The following is a 14,324-nucleotide window of genomic DNA, read 5'->3' as shown; positions in this document are numbered from 1 at the left end:
CGAACGCTTCGCGTTCGACCTCCCCCGCAAGGGGGGAGGTAACAAGAGCGAGCGCCATCACGGTTTCCATCGCAAGAAATTCGAGATCAGGGCCAGGCCGAAACGCTGGCTCTTCTCGGGGTGAAACTGCGTGCCGATAGCGGTGTCCTTCGCGACGATCGCGGTGACAGGCCCGCCGTAATCGGCCCGCGCGAGAACGTCCGCCTCGCTGGCGGGATTGAGGTGATAGGAATGCACGAAATAGGCGTGCTGGCCCTTCGGGCCGAGCGGCAGCTTGTTCAGCACCGGATGCTCCCTGAGCACCTCGAGCGTATTCCAGCCCATGTGGGGAATCTTCAGGCTCTCGTCGCGCGGCGTGATCTTCTCGACGTCGCCGCCGATCCAGTTCAGGCCTTCGGTGATGACGTGCTCCTTGCCGCGGCTCGCCATCAGCTGCATGCCGACGCAGATGCCGAAGAAGGGCCGCGCCTTGACCCGCACCGCTTCGGTGATCGCCTCGACCATGCCGTTGACGGCATCGAGGCCACGCCGGCAATCGGCGAAGGCGCCGACGCCCGGCAGCACCAGGCGGTCGGCGCTGTAGGCCTGGTCCGGATCGCTGGTGACGAAGACCTTTTGCGGGCTCTCCAGGCTGCGTGCCGCGCGCTCGAACGCCTTGGCCGCGGAATGCAGATTGCCGGAACCGTAATCGATGATGGCGACGCTCATCTTGACCCTCCCGGTTCTGGAAACAATCCAATGATGCCGCCGGCCGGAATCGGCGGCGGGTTCGAGAACTGCTGCCCCGGCACGCCCCGGGTCGGCGGCGGACCGCCGCGATCGACGGCCCATTGATCGTTGACGATGCCGTGCTGCTTCTGGCTCCAGCACTCGAAGAAGCGACGCTCGGCGGTGTCATGGTCGTCGGCAACGACGATGTCGAGCTGCCGCCACTTGCCGCGCGACAGCGTCCAGCGCCGCAGGGTGGAGGCCTCGAGGCCCGTCAACAGCGCGACGACGATGTCGGCGAAGAAGATCGAGCTCCGACCGAGACCCAGGCTGGAGAGGCCTGCATGGAATGCCGCCATGAAGACCAGCCAGCCGATCAGCGCCAGCCACAGCCGATTCCACAGCAGCCAGAACGGACCGAAGATCATCGCCCAGAAATGGAAGCCGTCGCGCACGAAGACGAATTTGTCGGTCGCGCGCAGATCGGCTCCGCCGGGGAAGGGAGCATGAACTGTGTAGACAGGCATGGTGATGCCCCGCTCCTAGGAATTCAATGATGCCGCCGGCGGCGTTCGCCGCGAGACGGAGATGTCAGCCGCCGAGCGAGCCCTTGGTGGACGGGATTTCGCCCGCCGCCTTCGGATCGATCGCAACGGCGGTGCGCAGCGCCCGCGCCAGACCCTTGAAGCAGGACTCGGCGATATGGTGGCTGTTATCGCCATATAGGGTCTCGACGTGGAGAGTCACGCCGGCATTGATGGCGAAGGCCTGGAACCACTCGCGCACGAGCTCGGTGTCGAACTCGCCGATCTTATCGCGGGGGAAGTCGGCCTTGAACACCAGGAACGGGCGGCCCGAGATGTCGATGACCACGCGCGACAGCGTCTCGTCCATGGGCATGTGCACGCCGGCATAGCGGGTGATGCCCGCCATGTTGCCGAGCGCCTGCTTGACCGCCTGGCCAAGCGCAATGCCGGTGTCTTCGGTGGTATGGTGATAATCAATGTGCAGATCGCCCACCGCCTTGACCGTGAGATCGATGCGGGAATGGCGGGCGAGAAGATCGAGCATATGGTCGAAAAAGCCGATGCCGGTCGCGATATTGGCCACGCCGGTGCCATCGAGGTTCACGGAGACCTCGATGTCGGTTTCCTTGGTCTTGCGCTTGATCGTCGCGGTGCGCATTGAAAGCTTTCGCTATGGTTAGGCCGAAAACGCCAGTCTATTAACAGCGAAATGGCACCTTCGCTACTGCGGGAACGCCCGAACAGGGCAGCACTTCCGCCTATGGTGAGCGAAATCTAGGGCCGGAACGGCCCGTTGTGCCCCCGCTCCGGACCCCCTAAATCAGGCCGGACAACGAGGGTCATTCATGCAGAATTCCCAGAACAGCTCGCCGGTCTGGCACGGCACCACGATTTTGACGGTCCGCAAAGGCGGCAAGGTGGTGGTCGGTGGCGACGGCCAGGTCTCGATCGGCCAGACCGTGATCAAGTCCAACGCCAAGAAGGTCCGCAAGCTCGGGAAGGGCGACGTGATCGGCGGCTTCGCCGGCGCCACGGCCGACGCCTTTACGCTGTTCGAGCGGTTGGAATCCAAACTCGAGCAATATCCGGGGCAGCTGACCCGGGCCGCCGTGGAGCTCGCCAAGGACTGGCGCACCGACCGCTATTTGCGGCGGCTGGAGGCCATGATGATCGTGGCCGACAAGGACGTCTCCCTGGTGCTGACAGGCACCGGCGACGTGCTCGAGCCCGAGGCTGGCGTAATGGCGATCGGCTCCGGCGGCAACTACGCGCTCGCCGCCGCCCGGGCCCTGCTCGACACCGACAAGGACGCCGAGACCATCGTCCGCCACCCCCCCGACATCGCCGCCGAGATCTGCGTCTACACCAACCGGAATGTGACCATCGAGAGCCTGCCGAGCGGGTAGGCGGAGCGTCATCTTGTCCGAACGCCTATCTGCACGCTCGGTGCAACCTCTCCCGCTTGCGGGGGAGGTCGGCGCGAAGCGCCGGGTGGGGGCTCTCTCCTCTGGGGAGCTGTCCCATTGCGGAGACACCCTCTCCCCAACCCTCTCCCGCAGGCGGGAGAGGGGGCGCAGCACCGCCGTGGTTGCTAGATGACCCCAAGCTATACCTTCCGCCCGATGACCGTGGCCGACCTGCCGCTGATCCGGCGCTGGCTCGGCGAAGCCCATGTGCGGGAGTGGTGGGGCGATCCGGACGAGCAGTTTTCGCTGGTGAGTGGCGACCTCACTGAGCCGGCGATGGATCAGTTCACCGTATTGGCCGGCGACACGCCCTTCGGCTATCTTCAGTGCTACCGCCTGACCGCCTGGAATACGGGCTTCGGGCCGCAACCGGAGGGCACGCGTGGGATCGACCTGTTCATCGGCGACGGCGACATGATCGCGCGCGGCCACGGCTCGGCGTTCATTCGCCAATTCGTCGATGAACGTTTTCGGCATGGTCTGCCGCGCATGGTCACCGATCCGGACCCGCTGAACCTGCGCGCGATACGCGCTTATGAAAAGGCGGGATTCATCCGCGACCGTATGGTCGAGACGCCGGACGGTCCGGCACTGCTGATGGTGCGCGAACCGTGACGCTGGTGCAGACGAGCGAGAGCAAGGTCGCGGTCCCGCCGCTCGCCTGGGCCGGCATTGCGCTGTTGCTGCTGGCGCTGCAGGCCTCGATCCTGCTTGCGATGGGGCGGGTCCCGATCTGCACCTGCGGCACCATCAAGCTCTGGCATGGCGTGGTGAACAGCTCGGAGAATTCGCAGCAGATCGCCGACTGGTACAGCTTTTCGCACGTGCTGCACGGCTTCCTGTTCTACGGCTTGACCTGGCTGCTGTTCGCACGGCTGCCGTTCCTGACCTTATCGTGGCCAGCCCGGCTGATCATCGCCATGATGATTGAAGGCGCCTGGGAGATCGTCGAGAACTCGCCCTTCATCATCGAGCGCTACCGCGCGGGCACGATCTCGCTGGACTATTACGGCGACAGCATCGTCAATTCGGTGTCTGACAATGTGGCCATGATCCTGGGGTTCCTTGCCGCTCGCATGCTGCCTGTCACCGCGACCGTGCTGCTCGGGCTTGCCTTCGAAATCATGCTGGCGCTCCATATTCGCGACAATCTGACGCTCAATATCCTGATGCTGATCCATCCGCTCGAGGCCGTGAAGCAATGGCAATCGGGCCCGCCAATCATCTGACCTAAAATGCGGCTTGTCCTTGGCCGCCTCCCGCCCTAGCTAATCAGACATGACAGACTTCTCCCCCCGCGAAATCGTTTCCGAACTCGACCGTTTCATCGTCGGCCAGGGCGACGCCAAGCGCGCCGTCTCGATCGCACTGCGCAATCGCTGGCGCCGGCAACAGCTCGAAGGCTCCTTGCGCGAAGAGGTGCTGCCGAAGAACATCTTGATGATCGGCCCCACCGGCGTCGGCAAGACGGAAATCGCGCGACGTCTCGCCAAGCTTGCCAATGCGCCGTTCCTGAAGGTGGAAGCGACGAAGTTCACCGAGGTCGGCTATGTCGGCCGCGACGTCGAGCAGATCGTGCGCGATCTCGTCGAGGTCGCGATCGTCCAGGTGCGCGAGAGGAAGCGCAAGGACGTGCAGGCGCGCGCGCAGCTTGCCGCCGAGGAGCGCGTGCTCGACGCGCTGGTCGGCGCCAACTCCAGCTCGGCGACGCGGGAATCCTTCCGCAAGAAGCTGCGCGCCGGGGAGCTCAACGACAAGGAAATCGAGATCGAGACGCAATCGTCCGGCGGCGGCATGCCGATGTTCGAGATCCCGGGCATGCCGGGCGCGCAGATGGGCGCGATTTCGATCGGCGACATCTTCGGCAAGCTCGGCGGCCGCAGCAAGACGCGGCGGCTGACGGTGGAAGGCTCGCACGAGATCCTCATCAACGAGGAATCCGACAAGCTCTTGGACACCGAGCAGCTGACGCTGGAAGCGATCAGCGCGGTCGAGAACAATGGCATCGTGTTCCTGGACGAGATCGACAAGATCTGCGCCCGCGAGGGCCGCGTCGGCGGCGACGTCTCGCGCGAGGGCGTGCAGCGCGATCTGCTGCCGCTGATCGAGGGCACGTCGGTCTCGACCAAGCATGGCGCGGTGAAGACCGATCACATCCTGTTCATCGCTTCCGGCGCCTTCCACGTCGCAAAACCGTCGGACCTGTTGCCGGAATTGCAGGGCCGGCTGCCGATCCGCGTCGAGCTGCAGGCGCTGACTCGCGACGACATGCGCCGCATCCTGACCGAGCCCGAGGCCTCGCTGATCAAGCAATATATCGCCCTGATGCAGACCGAGGGCGTGACGCTCGACATCACCGACGGCGCGATCGACGCGCTCGCCGACGTCGCGGTCGCCGTCAATTCCACGGTCGAGAACATCGGCGCGCGGCGGCTCCAGACCGTGATGGAGCGGGTGCTGGACGAGATCTCCTTCACCGCCCCCGACCGCAACGGCGAGACGGTCAAGGTGGATGCCGATTACGTGCAGAAACACGTCGGCGACCTCGCCAAGAACGCCGATCTGAGCCGGTTCATTTTGTAATTCCGACTCAGTCCGCTATCTATCCGCCGTCGTCCCTGCCTAGTGCGCAATTGCGCACGGGAGCAGGGACCCATAACCACCGGCGGCTCTCGTTGAAACAGATAGTAGCTCCAGCCCTGCCTCAAATGACTTCCTGTGGTTATGGGTCCCGGATCGGCGCTCACTCTGGACAACGCTGCGCGTTGCCAGGAGTTCGCTTGTCCGGGACGACGGCGGAGTCTTGTGCGCGTGCCCGCTAATATCTGGCAAAACCCCTGGCGGCTCCTGCTCGCGATCAACGCCGCGATCATCGTCGGCGTCTTCATCCATAAGATCCAGCTGCCGCCTTACGTTCCCTATATCCATCTCCTCGTCGACTACCATTTCGGCTTCATCAAGCGCGCGCTGATCGGGGCAATCGTCGCACTGTTCACGGCGAAGGTGCCGGTCTGGCTGGTGTTCGGGCTCGGCGGAGCGACGTGGCTGGTGACGCTCGCCCTGTATGCAAAACTGTTTCGGAAGACGTTCGGCTTTTCCTCGAGAACGCTGCCGCTGTTCGTCTTCACCGCGGGCTCGCCGTTCTTCCTGAAGAACTTCATGCACACGCTCGGCCATTTCGACATCTATGGCTGCGCGCTGGCGATCGTGCTGCTGCTGATGCCGGCGGGCTCGTTGCTGTTCGTTGCCACGGCCGCGCTGTTCTCGATCATTCTCGTGCTGATCCATCACATTCATCTCTTGATGTATGTGCCGACGATCATCACCATCGTCACGATCAGGCATTACTTGGCCTTTGGCAGCAATCGCAGCAACGTCGCCTTCGGCGCCGTTGCCTTGCTGATGGTCTCGGCACTGTTCTTCGCGGCGCAATTCCTGGGAACGATGCCGATCCCGGAAGCGGACTTCGTCGCGTATCTGAAGAGCCGGATGGCCGATCCGTCGCGCACCGACCTGCTGCAATTCGCCTACATCTGGTACCAGCCGCTGGCGAAGGAGGTTGCCGACACCTGGGGCCGCCTGCCGCACAACATTCTCGGCGTACCCGTGTTCGCACTGCTGATCTGGCTGCATACGCCGCTGTGGCGCTTCTTCGCCAGCCTGATCGGCGCGCTCGCCAGCGAGACACATCGCCGCCTCATCGTTGCGGCGCTGATCGTGATCAGCCTCGCTTATCTCGTGATGTTCGCGATGGTGTTCGACTATTCGCGCTGGATCTCGAACTGGGCGGTGTGCATGATCCTGCTCCTGCATGCGGTGAAGATGCTGCCGTCTGCAAAGGAGACGCCGCTGATTCCGGCGGAGGATCGGAAGACGAATATCTACGGCTTGATCATCACCTTGATCCCACGCGTCGGAATCATCCGGCCGTTTTAGACGGTGCGCTCCCTCGCCCGCTTGCGGGAGAGGGCTGGGGAGAGGGTGTCTCAACAGAGGGATTCCCCAAGAGGAGAGAACCCTCACCCGCCGCGCTTCGCGCGACGGCCTCTCCCGCAAGCGGGAGAGGCAAGAGAAGCCTCGCGCGTCGGAATCATCCGGCCGTTCTAACCCCTCGCCCGCCTGATCCGGACATACAGCGCGCCCTCGCCGCCGTGGCCGATATGCGCGGTCTCGAAGCCGACGACGAAGGCACGGAATTCCGGCAGGCTCAGCCATTCCGGCACCTGGCGGCGGAGCACCCCGCTCTCGCCGCCGCTGCGGCCCTTGCCGGTGATGACGAGCACGAAGGTCAGGCCGTCCTGATGGGCGCGGTGCAGGAAGCCGGCCAGCGCGCGATGGGCGCGCGTCTGGGTCATGCCGTGCAGATCGAGCCGCGCTTCGATCTCGCTGCGGCCACGCGAGAGCTTTGTCCGCTCGCGCTTGCCAAGCGGCGCAAGGGGCGGCGCGGACGGTTTTACGACGCGCGGCACCGGCGCAGCGGCGACAGGCCGCGGCGATGACGCGGGTCGCACGGCCGAACCGGCGGGTGTCGACTCAGCACGTGGCGCGGCATGCGCCTTCGCCACGCGATGCTTCCGCAGCGGCTTGACCTGCTTCGAAACGAGATCCCACAGCTCGCGCTCCTCCTCGCTCAGCGCGCGGCGGCGCGGCGAGGGGCGAGGCTCCAGCACGGGCGGACGGGACGATCGTTTCATTGCTGCCGATGAGGCCGATTCTTCACCGGTCGACGCGGCTCAGAGGCAGGCTCGATCGCGGGACGCGGCACCGGTAGCGGAACGGGACCGGCGATGGCAACCGTCTCGTTCTTGCCTTGCGCCGCGGCGGCCGCAGGCGTGCCCGTCTTGGCCGGGTCGGTTTGCGGAAACAGTTTTGCGATCTTCTCCGAGGGCCTGGGGTCCGGTATCGGCAGCTTCGCGGCGCGCAGGCCGGGATCGAGGCTCTTCGGCACCAGCATCACGAAATGCATGGGGTGGCGCAGCCGCCCGGAGATGCGGCCTGCTTCCTGACCAGCGCCGAAAAAGAGATCGGCGCGCGCAGGTCCAATAATGGCCGACCCGGTGTCCTGCGCAATCATCAGCCGATGGAACGGCGACTTGGAGCGCTCGGATTCGATCGGCAGCTCGCCCTCGATGAAGAACGGCGTGCCGTAGACATGCAGCGATTTGTCGACCGCGATCGAGCGTCCCGCCGTCAGCGGAATGCCCTGCGCGCCCACCGCCTCATCCTTGTCGGAGAGATTGACCTCGCGGAAAAAGATGTAGGCGCGGTTCTGCCGGCGCAGCTCCTTGGCACCGTCAGGATTCTGCGCCATCCACTCCCTGATCTTCTGCATCGACATCTCCTCTTTCGGGATGATGCCGCGCTCGATCAGGATGCGACCGACCGCCGTATAGGGATAGCCGTTATAGGCGTCATAATTGAGCCGAACCGTGCCGCCGTCCTCGAACTTGATCCGCGCCGAGCCCTGGATCTGGGCGAACAAGAGATCGGTCGGGTCTTTCAGCCAGGCAATCTCCAGCCCGCGGCCGGCGATCTTGCCGTCCTCGATCTCGCCGCGATCGTAATAGGGCACCAGCTTGCGACGGCCGATCTTGCGATAGACCGGACCCTTGTTGGGCAGGCTGACCGAATCCTGCTTGTAGCCGCGCACGAACAGATTCGAGGGACGGCGATAGACGGGGACGTTGTAGACGTCGGTCTGCGTGCGCGATCCCTCCAGCACCGGCTCGTAATAGCCGGTGACGAAACCATCGGGTTCGCCGAGGCGCGAGATCCGCAGCGGCGCGAAGTTCTGCTCGAAGAAGGTTTTCGCTTTGGCATCGTCGGTGAGATCGAGCGTCTTGGCAGCCCGGCAAGGCTCGCTCAGCGAGGCGCCCAAAGCCTTGGGTTCGGCCGCGCCGTTCTGCGCATTGATCGACCGGCAGCTGGCGCGGAAGGTCTTGTAGGCGGCAAGATGATCGTCGTCGCCCCAGCCCTTCACGTCCGCCCAGGCCAGCGGCAGATATTGCGCGCCGGGAATTTCGAGCGGCAGGGAGAGCTGCGGATAGGGCAAGGCCCGCGGCGGAGCGGCAGGCACTTGCGGAGGATGGTGATGGTGGCTGCGGTAGTGGCGCCGCGCCGCCTCGGCGCCGAGCGAAAACGACGACAGCACGACGGCACCTGCGCAAAGCGCCGTCGCGCCGGTCTTCAGGAAAGTCTTAATTCGCGCTTCCGGTGCCAACCAGCTTCCAGTTCGGATCGCGAGAGGAGGTGTCGCGGGCGAAAGTCCAGATATCGGTGATGTCGGCGACCGTGTCGGCGCTGCCGTCGACGATGTTGCCGGCCTTGTCGCGGGTGGCCGAGATCATCTGCGAAACGAAGCGCACGGTGAGCTGGGCGGTGCGATCGCGCAGCTCGGCGCCGACGAGCTCGGCCTTGTCGATCGAGACGAAGCGCGTCTCGGTCTTCTGCTCGTTCTTCTCGCGTTCCCTAATCGCGGCGTCGAAGCTCTCATAGACTTCCGACGACAACAGGTCGCGCAGCGCGCGGCGGTCGCCATTGGCGAAGGCCAGCACGATCATCTCGTAGGCGCCGCGGGCGCCCGAGAGGAAATGGCGCGGGTCAAAGCTGGAATCCTTCTCGACGATGGCATCGAGGCCCTGCGCCAGCGCAGTGCCCGGCTCTGCCAGCTCCTTCCAGCGATCGGAGGGTGCGGTCGGCTCGGCCGTCGGCGCCAGCGGGGCCTGGTCGATCACCTTGCCCGGCATGGTCACGACGTTGTTGTCCTGGGCACCCCCCAACGCATTGCGGGCGGCGGTGCGATCGAACGGCGGTCGCTCATTGCCCGTGCGCTGCCCCAGCACGCTACGCAATCTCAAGAAGATGAAGACTGCCAGCGCCAGGAATATGATGGTGTAGATGTCCACGTCGTATTCGCTTTCTGGTCTTGTCAGGGGTCGTTGCCGGGAAAATCGATCCGGCCAGTAGACCGTTCCCTAGGGAAACGGCAAGTCCACATCACCATTTTGGATCCACATCAGGTCCGTGGGATGTAGGCACGAAATCTTGCCCGGCCAATGGCGCCTTTTGGCACAGTAGCAAGTGTAGCGCGTTTTATGCTTAAGGGGAAACCCGTTCCTGCCCGGAAATCGCGCATCTTCAATCGTTTAAGGCGCAATTTCGCGGAAAAGGCAGGATGAACGTCCAAGGCGCGGGCGCAGCCCGAATCCCCGATCCGGGACCGTTCGTCCTTGTGGAACGAGGCGGCCCTATGTTACCCAACCGCCGCGAAATTCAGCCCCAATCGGGTAAGGAGAGACTCTCATGACCAACGGTAACGGCACCCCTCCCGAGGCGGCCCAGGCTCCCCAGCTCAACGTGCTGGCGCAATATACCAAGGACCTTTCGTTCGAAAATCCCAACGCGCCGAGCTCGCTCCAGCAGCAGGGCCAGCCGCCGCAGATCAACATCCAGATCAATGTCAGCGCCAACAACCTCAGCGAACAGGAGTTCGAGGTGACGTTGTCGGTCGAGGGCAAGGCCGAGACTGCAGGTAAGGTGATGTTCTCGTTCGAGCTCGCCTATGCCGGCGTGTTCCGGATCGTCAACGTGCCCAAGGAGAACCTGCACCCGCTGGTCATGATCGAGTGTCCGCGCCTGCTGTTCCCGTTCGCGCGCGAGATCATCGCGACCGCGGTGCGCGACGGCGGGTTCCCGCCCCTGATGCTGGATCCGGTCGACTTCGTCGGTCTCTATCGCCAGAACATGGAGCGGCAAATGGCCGCTCAGGGACAAGCCGGTCAGGCCTGAGCCGCTGCGGCTGGAGCGGGCAGGTACTCGTTCCAGATCGCCTTTTCGCCCATCGTCGCGATGAAGGCCCGATGGGCCTCGCGCTCGGCATCTGAAACCCGCGGCGCGAGCGGCACCAGGCGTTGCCGCCGCGGCGCATCGCCGGTCGCACTGACGCGAATCTCCTGGGTGTCCGAAGCCAGCAGCAGCTGCGACTGCCGCGCCCCGACCAGATCGACATAGACCTCAGCCAGCAGCTCGGCGTCCAGCAGCGCGCCGTGCTTGGTACGGTGTGAATTGTCGATGGCGTAGCGCGAGCAGAGATCGTCGAGCCGGTTCGACACGCCGGGATGCTTGCGACGCGCCAGCAGCAGCGTGTCGACCAGGCGCTCGCGCGGGATCGCGACGCGCTTGATGCGGTCAAGCTCGGCATTGATGAAGCCGACGTCGAACGAGGCGTTGTGGATTACCAGCGGGGCGTCGCCGATGAACTCGAGAAACTCGTCGGCGATTTCGTGGAACAATGGCTTCGTCGCCAGGAATTCGGACGACAGTCCGTGCACCGCGAAGGCTTCCGCCGGCATGTCCCGTTCAGGGTTGATGTAGACGTGGAAGCTTTGCCCCGTCGGCATGCGGTTGAAGATCTCGACGCAGCCGATCTCGACCAGGCGATCGCCGCGGAGCGGATCGAGGCCGGTGGTTTCGGTGTCGAGGACGATTTCGCGCATGATCGGGAGGCCGTGTGAGACGGCGAATCAGGCTCGCCGCTGCGGCATCTTAACGACCTCGGCCAGGATGTGCTTGATTTGAGCGCGCACCGGCTCAAGTCCGTGTGAGGTATCCACCACGAAATCGGCCCGCTTGCGTTTCTCGGCATCGGGCGTCTGCTTGGCGATGATCGCGTCGAGCTTGGTTTGGTCCATGGTGCCGCGCGCCAGCACCCGCTCGCGCTGGAGTTCGGGCGAGGTCGAGACCACGACCACGGCGTCGACCCGCTTCTCGCCGCCGGTCTCGAACAGCAGCGGGATGTCCAGCACCACCACCGGCACCTTGGCGGCCTCGGCATCGGCGAAGAATTTCTGCCGGGAGGCGCCAAGCATCGGATGAACGATCTGCTCGAGCTGCTTGATCGCGGCAGGATCATGCACGACGCGCGCCGACAGTTTTTGCCGGTCGACCTTGCCGTTCACGGTGGTGCCGGGGAAGGCGGCCTCGATCGCCGGCGCCGCTTCGCCTTCATAGAGCTGATGCACGGCGGCATCGGCGTCGTAGACAGGCACGCCAGCCTCCGCGAACAACTTTGCGGTGGTGGATTTGCCCATCCCGATCGAGCCGGTCAGTCCCAGGATTCGCATCAGCGCCCAGCCTTCTCTAGCATCTACACCGCAATTAGCTGTTCGCTCCGCAGGAACGCAAGCAGCGGCAGCAGCGGCAGGCCGAGAATGGTGAAATGATCGCCCTCGATCCGTTCGAACAGGTGGATGCCGAGGCCTTCGAGCTGATAGGCGCCGACGCTGGTCGTGACGGCCTCGCCGGCAGCGTCGAGATAGGCCGAGAGCTCGGCCTCGGTCATCTCTCGCATGGTCATGCGGGCGACTGACACATCCTCGAAAACAATCTGGCCATCATGCGCCACGGCTACGGCGGAATTCAGCTCGTGGCTCCTGCCGGCGAGATCGCGCAATTGCGCCAACGCCTGTGCGCGGACTGCAGGCTTGTTGAAGAGACGCATCCCAAGAGCCAATGTCTGATCCGCGCCGATCACGTAGCTCCCCGGATGACCCACCGAAACCGCCTTGGCCTTTTCTCGCGCCAGCAACAGGGCGATCTCGCGCGGATTGGACAATCTTGAGGCGGCCTGAATGCCGCGCTCGTCGATATCGGCCGTCACGGCCTCGAATTCGAGCCCGGCATTGGCCAGCAGCATTTTGCGCGCGCTGCTTTGCGAGGCCAGGATCAACGGGGATATGCCGCGCCACAGAGCCATGGCGGAAGCTATTCCGAAGGCCGGTTGCGCTGGCGATCGCTGTAGAGCTTCATGATCGCCGCCGCGGTTTCCTCGATCGAGCGGCGCGTGACGTCCAGCAGCGGCCAGTCATGCTTGGCGCTCAGCTTGCGAGCAAACGCGACCTCCTCGGTGACCGATTGTTTGTCGGTATAGGTGTCGCTGCCGGATTCGGCCCCCATTGAGAGCAGGCGATTCTGGCGGATCTGGATCAGGCGTTCCGGCGTCGCGTGCAGGCTGACAACCAGCGGCCGCGTCAGCGTCTCCAATTGCGAGGGCACCGGAATGCCCGGAACCAGCGGCACGTTGGCGGTGCGGATGCCGCGATTGGCAAGATAGATCGATGTCGGCGTCTTCGAGGTGCGGGACACGCCGACCAGCACCACGTCGGCCTCGTCGAGACCTTCAACGTGCTGACCGTCGTCGTGAATCATCGTGTAGTTCAAGGCATCGATGCGCTTGAAATATTCCGCGTTGAGGACGTGCTGGGCGCCGACGCGGCCCGTGGTCGCCGCGCCCAGATAGGCTTCGAACAGCTGCATCACCGGACCGATGATCGACAGGCTCGGAACGTTGATCTGCTTGCACTTGTCCTCGAGTCTCGCGACCAGATCCTTCTCGAGCAGCGTGAACAGCACGATCCCCGGCGCTTCCTCGATCTCGTCGAGCACGCGGTCGAGCTGCTTCTGGCTGCGCACCAGCGGATAGACGTGCTCGACCGGCGTCACGTTGGCGTATTGGGCCGCGACCGCGCGCGCCACCGTGATGAGCGTCTCACCCGTGGAGTCCGAGACCAGGTGCAGATGGAAATAATTGTTCGAGGTCGGCACAAAAACCCTTTGAATTTCGGTGGGGTGGTTTGTGGATTTCTGTGGAGCTTAACCCCTCGGAAAGGGATGTGCGACACCAGGGGCGGGACAACGGCCGATTTTCTTCACACCGCTACCTGTCAGAACAAGTCCGGCACCTTGCCGAGACGAAAACGGGATTGCGCGGGCAACTCCCTTGATAAGCTGCCGACAGAAACGCGCAAGCCTTTGAAGCCGACTGACTTATCGGAAGTCGCCAGAGCTGTCAGGGATATGTGGATGAATGTGAACAAGCGCGCGTGAACTCGCGGATGGAATTGCGTGAGTCCAATCCACGGTCACATAGACTCAAACCTTAAGAATCTAAGATTCTAGATTTGAGGAAGGCGCTACGGACGGATATGTGTGCAGGGTAAGACCTTAACGGGTTCTTACTATCCCCAGCGTTCCCCGACCTGGGCATCAATCCGGACCGCGAAAATGTTCGAAGACGTCTATCTCTGGATCAAGGCGCTGCACGTGATTGCCGTCATCTCCTGGATGGCCGGCATGCTCTATCTGCCACGGCTGTTCGTTTATCATTGCGAGGCCGAAATCGGCTCGAAGCAGTCCGAGACGTTCAAGATCATGGAGCGTCGGCTGCTCAAGGCGATCATCAATCCCGCCATGATCGTCACCTGGCTCGCAGGGCTCTATCTCGCCTGGTCCGGCCATTGGTTCTCGTTCGGCTGGCTGCACGTAAAACTGGCACTGGTCCTGGTGCTGTCCGCGGTCCACGGCTTTTTTTCGCGCTGGTGCAAGGATTTTGCCGCCGACCGGCGCCCGCGCAGCCAGAAATTCTATCGGATTATCAATGAGGTGCCGACCGTCCTGATGATTTTCATCGTCATCATGGTGATCGTGAAACCGTTCTAGGCAGGGCGCGCGACGATTAGCTCAGCGCTTCGGCTTGCGGAGCGGGAAGCGATTTTCTATATTATCGATATCCCACCCAACGCAGGCGGATGTGGTTGTGTCCGAGCTTTCCAGAGGCCGGACACCG

Annotated in this window: 17 protein-coding genes; 7 read left to right on the top strand and 10 right to left on the bottom strand. The window is 63.6% G+C overall.

The window, feature by feature from the left end; genetic code table 11:
• Window positions 1-57: 57 nt before the first annotated feature.
• From hisH to hisB, 3 genes are all read right to left on the bottom strand, one after another.
• The gene (hisH, locus tag CVM73_RS17880) at window positions 58-708 is read right to left on the bottom strand and encodes an imidazole glycerol phosphate synthase subunit HisH (RefSeq protein WP_100233255.1); all 651 of its coding nucleotides are present in this window, start codon (window positions 706-708) and stop codon (window positions 58-60) included.
• The gene (locus tag CVM73_RS17875) at window positions 705-1,235 is read right to left on the bottom strand and encodes a DUF2628 domain-containing protein (RefSeq protein ID WP_100233254.1); all 531 of its coding nucleotides are present in this window, start codon (window positions 1,233-1,235) and stop codon (window positions 705-707) included. The genes hisH and CVM73_RS17875 overlap by 4 nt, the downstream gene beginning before the upstream one ends.
• Before the next feature lie 64 nt (window positions 1,236-1,299).
• Window positions 1,300-1,893 (bottom strand): imidazoleglycerol-phosphate dehydratase HisB, encoded by a 594-nt coding sequence (gene hisB / locus CVM73_RS17870; RefSeq protein WP_027561673.1) that lies wholly within the window; start codon window positions 1,891-1,893, stop codon window positions 1,300-1,302.
• 187 nt (window positions 1,894-2,080) lie between these two features.
• Between hisB and hslV the strand changes: the two genes are divergently transcribed.
• From hslV to CVM73_RS17845, 5 genes are all read left to right on the top strand, one after another.
• Window positions 2,081-2,641, top strand: a complete 561-nt coding sequence (gene hslV / locus CVM73_RS17865) for an ATP-dependent protease subunit HslV (protein ID WP_100233253.1) — start codon at window positions 2,081-2,083, stop codon at window positions 2,639-2,641.
• 189 nt (window positions 2,642-2,830) lie between these two features.
• Window positions 2,831-3,316: a GNAT family N-acetyltransferase gene (locus tag CVM73_RS17860; RefSeq protein ID WP_100233252.1), complete on the top strand. Its 486-nt coding sequence runs from the start codon at window positions 2,831-2,833 to the stop codon at window positions 3,314-3,316.
• A complete protein-coding gene (locus CVM73_RS17855) occupies window positions 3,313-3,930 on the top strand; it encodes a DUF2585 domain-containing protein (RefSeq protein WP_100233251.1) in 618 nt (205 codons plus the stop codon). The genes CVM73_RS17860 and CVM73_RS17855 overlap by 4 nt, the downstream gene beginning before the upstream one ends.
• A gap of 49 nt (window positions 3,931-3,979) precedes the next feature.
• Window positions 3,980-5,284 (top strand): ATP-dependent protease ATPase subunit HslU, encoded by a 1,305-nt coding sequence (hslU, locus tag CVM73_RS17850; RefSeq protein ID WP_100233250.1) that lies wholly within the window; start codon window positions 3,980-3,982, stop codon window positions 5,282-5,284.
• A 228-nt stretch (window positions 5,285-5,512) separates the two neighbouring features.
• The gene (locus tag CVM73_RS17845) at window positions 5,513-6,637 is read left to right on the top strand and encodes a hypothetical protein (RefSeq protein WP_100233306.1); all 1,125 of its coding nucleotides are present in this window, start codon (window positions 5,513-5,515) and stop codon (window positions 6,635-6,637) included.
• 167 nt (window positions 6,638-6,804) lie between these two features.
• Here the strand turns inward: CVM73_RS17845 and CVM73_RS17835 are convergent, their stop codons facing one another.
• Genes CVM73_RS17835 through CVM73_RS17825 form a run of 3 tightly spaced genes read right to left on the bottom strand, consistent with a single transcriptional unit; the run spans window position 6,805 to window position 9,606 of the window.
• Entirely contained in the window at window positions 6,805-7,395 is a 591-nt protein-coding gene (locus CVM73_RS17835; RefSeq protein ID WP_100233249.1) for a Smr/MutS family protein, read from the bottom strand.
• Window positions 7,392-8,921, bottom strand: a complete 1,530-nt coding sequence (gene mltA, locus CVM73_RS17830; protein WP_167406904.1) for a murein transglycosylase A — start codon at window positions 8,919-8,921, stop codon at window positions 7,392-7,394. The genes CVM73_RS17835 and mltA overlap by 4 nt, the downstream gene beginning before the upstream one ends.
• The gene (locus tag CVM73_RS17825) at window positions 8,899-9,606 is read right to left on the bottom strand and encodes a Tim44/TimA family putative adaptor protein (protein ID WP_100233247.1); all 708 of its coding nucleotides are present in this window, start codon (window positions 9,604-9,606) and stop codon (window positions 8,899-8,901) included. Before CVM73_RS17825 ends, mltA begins: the two co-directional genes overlap by 23 nt.
• Window positions 9,607-10,003: 397 nt before the next feature.
• Here CVM73_RS17825 and secB point away from each other — a divergent pair, with 397 nt between their 5' ends.
• Window positions 10,004-10,489 carry a protein-export chaperone SecB gene (gene secB / locus CVM73_RS17820; protein WP_100233246.1) on the top strand — a complete coding sequence of 162 codons (486 nt, stop codon included), beginning with the start codon at window positions 10,004-10,006 and terminating at the stop codon, window positions 10,487-10,489.
• Here secB and dnaQ read toward each other — a convergent pair.
• From dnaQ to CVM73_RS17800, 4 genes are read right to left on the bottom strand one after another with little or no spacing between them, the layout of a single operon-like run.
• Complete coding sequence (gene dnaQ / locus CVM73_RS17815; RefSeq protein WP_100233245.1) at window positions 10,480-11,196, bottom strand: DNA polymerase III subunit epsilon; 717 nt, start codon at window positions 11,194-11,196, stop codon at window positions 10,480-10,482. The genes secB and dnaQ overlap by 10 nt on opposite strands.
• A 27-nt stretch (window positions 11,197-11,223) precedes the next feature.
• Window positions 11,224-11,823 carry a dephospho-CoA kinase gene (coaE, locus tag CVM73_RS17810; RefSeq protein ID WP_100233244.1) on the bottom strand — a complete coding sequence of 200 codons (600 nt, stop codon included), beginning with the start codon at window positions 11,821-11,823 and terminating at the stop codon, window positions 11,224-11,226.
• A gap of 23 nt (window positions 11,824-11,846) precedes the next feature.
• Complete coding sequence (locus CVM73_RS17805) at window positions 11,847-12,455, bottom strand: Maf family protein (protein WP_100233243.1); 609 nt, start codon at window positions 12,453-12,455, stop codon at window positions 11,847-11,849.
• 8 nt (window positions 12,456-12,463) lie between these two features.
• Entirely contained in the window at window positions 12,464-13,303 is an 840-nt protein-coding gene (locus tag CVM73_RS17800) for a pyruvate, water dikinase regulatory protein (protein ID WP_100233242.1), read from the bottom strand.
• 459 nt (window positions 13,304-13,762) lie between these two features.
• On the opposite strand from CVM73_RS17800, the gene hemJ reads away from it, so the two are divergent.
• Complete coding sequence (hemJ, locus tag CVM73_RS17790) at window positions 13,763-14,197, top strand: protoporphyrinogen oxidase HemJ (RefSeq protein WP_100233240.1); 435 nt, start codon at window positions 13,763-13,765, stop codon at window positions 14,195-14,197.
• Window positions 14,198-14,324: the final 127 nt, after the last annotated feature.

Source organism: Bradyrhizobium forestalis (assembly GCF_002795245.1).
In the GTDB taxonomy this organism is placed as follows: domain Bacteria; phylum Pseudomonadota; class Alphaproteobacteria; order Rhizobiales; family Xanthobacteraceae; genus Bradyrhizobium; species Bradyrhizobium forestalis.
This window is presented reverse-complemented; position numbering and strand designations above follow the sequence as displayed.